This is a genomic window from Rhodoferax sp. OV413, assembly GCF_900104385.1.
Taxonomy (GTDB): Bacteria; Pseudomonadota; Gammaproteobacteria; order Burkholderiales; family Burkholderiaceae_C; genus Rhodoferax_B.
This window is the reverse complement of record NZ_FNJA01000021.1, coordinates 1-2,620: the sequence shown is the minus strand read 5'-3', so window position 1 is coordinate 2,620 and position 2,620 is coordinate 1. Positions and strand designations below refer to the sequence as shown.

Below are 2,620 nucleotides of genomic sequence, written 5' to 3'. Positions count from 1 at the left end.
TGTTAGTGCCGATCCAAAACTGACCAGCTAAACCGCAAAGTGCCGATCCAAAATTGACCAGGGTGTTCCACTGACCTGCTGAAACTTTCAGCAGGGATTCAAGGTGATCACCATGGACATGATTGGCAAGGTCAGGCGCATGAAGTTGCGCGACCAACTCTCCCTCAGCGAGATCGCGAAGCGCACCGGGCTGTCGCGCAACACGGTCAAGAAGTGGCTCAAGGCACCCGGCGAGGCCGTGCCCAAGTACGAACGCACCAGCGTCGAGGGCAAGCTCACCGCCTTCGAGCCGGCCCTTCACCAGGCCCTCACGACCGACAGCCATCGGCCCAAACAAGGCCGGCGCAGCGGCCGGGCCTTGTTCGCCCAGATCCAGGCCCAGGGCTACCGCGGCGGCTACAGCGCCGTCACCGATTACATCCGCCGCTGGCGGGTCGAATCGGCCTCCAGTCCGACCAAGGCCTTCGTGCCGCTCAGTTTCGAGTTGGGCGAAGCCTTCCAGTTCGACTGGAGCGACGAGGCCATGGTCGTCGGCGGGGTGTTCTACAACGTCCAGGTGGCGCACCTGAAGCTGTGCGCCAGCCGGGCCTTCTGGCTGGTGGCTTACCCAAGCCAGGGCCACGAGATGCTGTTCGATGCCCACACCCGGTCCTTTCAGGCGCTGGGTGGCATCACCCGGCGCGGCATCTACGACAACATGCGCACCGCCGTGGACAAGGTACAGCGCGGCAAGCAGCGCATCGTCAATGCCCGCTTTGCCGCCATGTGCAGCCACTACCTGTTCGACCCCGACTTCTGCAACGTCGCCTCCGGGTGGGAGAAAGGGGTGGTCGAGAAGAACGTGCAGGACAGCCGGCGGCGCATCTGGATCGAAGCCGGCACCCGGCGCTTCGGCTCCTTCGTCGAACTGAACGCCTGGCTGGGCGAGCGTTGCCGTTCGGTGTGGGCCGACACGGCCCACCCGATCCACCGGCAGTTCACCGTCGCCGAGATGTGGGAGCTGGAGAAAGGCCACCTGATGTCCATGCCGGCCCCGTTTGACGGCTACGTCGAGCGGCTGGCCCGGGTCAGCAGCACCTGTTTGGTGGCGGCCGCCCGCAACCGCTACTCCGTGCCGTGTGAATGGGCCGGCCACATCGTCAGCACCCGGGTCTATCCCGGCCGGATCGACGTAGCCACGGCCGACGCCGTGGTGGCCAGCCATGCCCGGCTGCCGGGCAGCGGGCAGACCAGCTACGACTGGCAGCACTACATCGAACTGGTGCAGCGCAAGCCGGGCGCCTTGCGCAACGGCACGCCGTTCCTGGACCTGCCGGCACCGCTGCTGCGCTTGCGCCAATCGCTCTTGCGCCATCCTGGTGGCGACAAGGCCATGGCCCAGGTGTTGGCCGTGGTTCCGCAGGCCGGGCTCGAGGCGGTGTTGGTGGCCGTCGAGCTGGTGCTCGAGGGCATGGCACCCAGCGGCAGCATCAGCGTCGAGCATGTGCGCAACGTGCTGGCCCGGCTGAACAACCCTGTTACCCCGGAGCAGGCCGAGACCTCGCTGCGGCTCAGCCAGGTGCCGGTAGCCGATACGGCACGCTACGACCGGCTGCGGCCGACCCATCTGGATCGGCTTGACGGACAGGAGGTCGGCCATGCGTGACACCACCAACGATGTGCAGGCGCAACTGAAGGCGCTGCGGCTGAACGGCATGGCCGCGGCCTGGGCCGATCTAACCGAGCAAGGGGGTGACAGCACCTTGGCCGCATCCCGCTGGCTGGTGGAACACCTGCTGCAAGCCGAGGACGCCGACCGGGTCATGCGCTCGATTGCCCACCAGATGAAGTCGGCCCGCTTTCCCATGCACCGCGACCTGGCCGGGTTCGACTTCGCCGTCTCTCAGGTCGACCAGCGGTTGATCCAGAAGCTGGCCGACCTGTCGTTCACCCAGGATGCACAGAACGTGGTGCTGGTCGGCGGGCCGGGCACCGGCAAGACCCATCTGGCCACGGCGCTGGGCATCTCGGGCTTGACCCGGCACGGCAAGCGGGTGCGCTTCTACTCCACGGTCGACCTGGTCAATGCGCTCGAGCACGAGAAGACCCAGGGGCGCGCCGGGCGCATTGCCATGAGCCTGGTGCGCATGGACCTGGTGGTACTCGATGAATTGGGCTACCTGCCGTTCAGCCAGGCCGGTGGTGCCCTGCTGTTCCATCTGCTGTCCAAGCTGTACGAACACACCAGCGTGATGATCACCACCAACCTGACGTTCGCCGAGTGGTCGAGTGTGTTCGGCGACGCCAAGATGACGACAGCCTTGCTTGACCGGCTGACTCACCACTGCCACATCATCGAAACGGGCAACGAGTCCTACCGGTTCCGGCACAGCACGCACGAAGCCAAGGGGCGGATCAAAACGCGGGAACAAAGCCGGAAGGTGGCGGCTGGCCAGTCCGTCGAAAACGCGGAGGGGGCCTCGCCTGACGGCTCGGGAACAGACCAAACCAATGCAAGAAAAGGAGGCCCAACCGAGGCAGACGGCCTATAGTTATTCACAGTTGGCCTTCACGGAGGCCGCTCTAGCCCCTGGTCAATATTCGATTGGCACTGGTGGTCAAGATTGGATCGGCTCTAACA

The 2,620-nt window shown here is 65.2% G+C and carries 2 protein-coding genes; both read left to right on the top strand.

What is annotated here, in order from left to right; all coding sequences use genetic code 11:
• Positions 1-112: 112 nt before the first annotated feature.
• Entirely contained in the window at positions 113-1,645 is a 1,533-nt protein-coding gene (istA, locus tag BLT66_RS26335) for an IS21 family transposase (RefSeq protein WP_092762927.1), read from the top strand.
• Positions 1,638-2,531, top strand: coding sequence for an IS21-like element helper ATPase IstB (istB, locus tag BLT66_RS26330; protein WP_092762925.1), 894 nt, complete (start codon positions 1,638-1,640; stop codon positions 2,529-2,531). Before istA ends, istB begins: the two co-directional genes overlap by 8 nt.
• Positions 2,532-2,620 lie beyond the last annotated feature (89 nt).

What these genes read in the sequence shown, in the direction of transcription:
- istA (WP_092762927.1), top strand. Translation starts at nt 113, where the DNA reads ATGGACATGATTGGCAAGGTCAGGCGCATGAAGTTGCGCGACCAACTC.
- istB (WP_092762925.1), top strand. Translation starts at nt 1,638, where the DNA reads ATGCGTGACACCACCAACGATGTGCAGGCGCAACTGAAGGCGCTGCGG.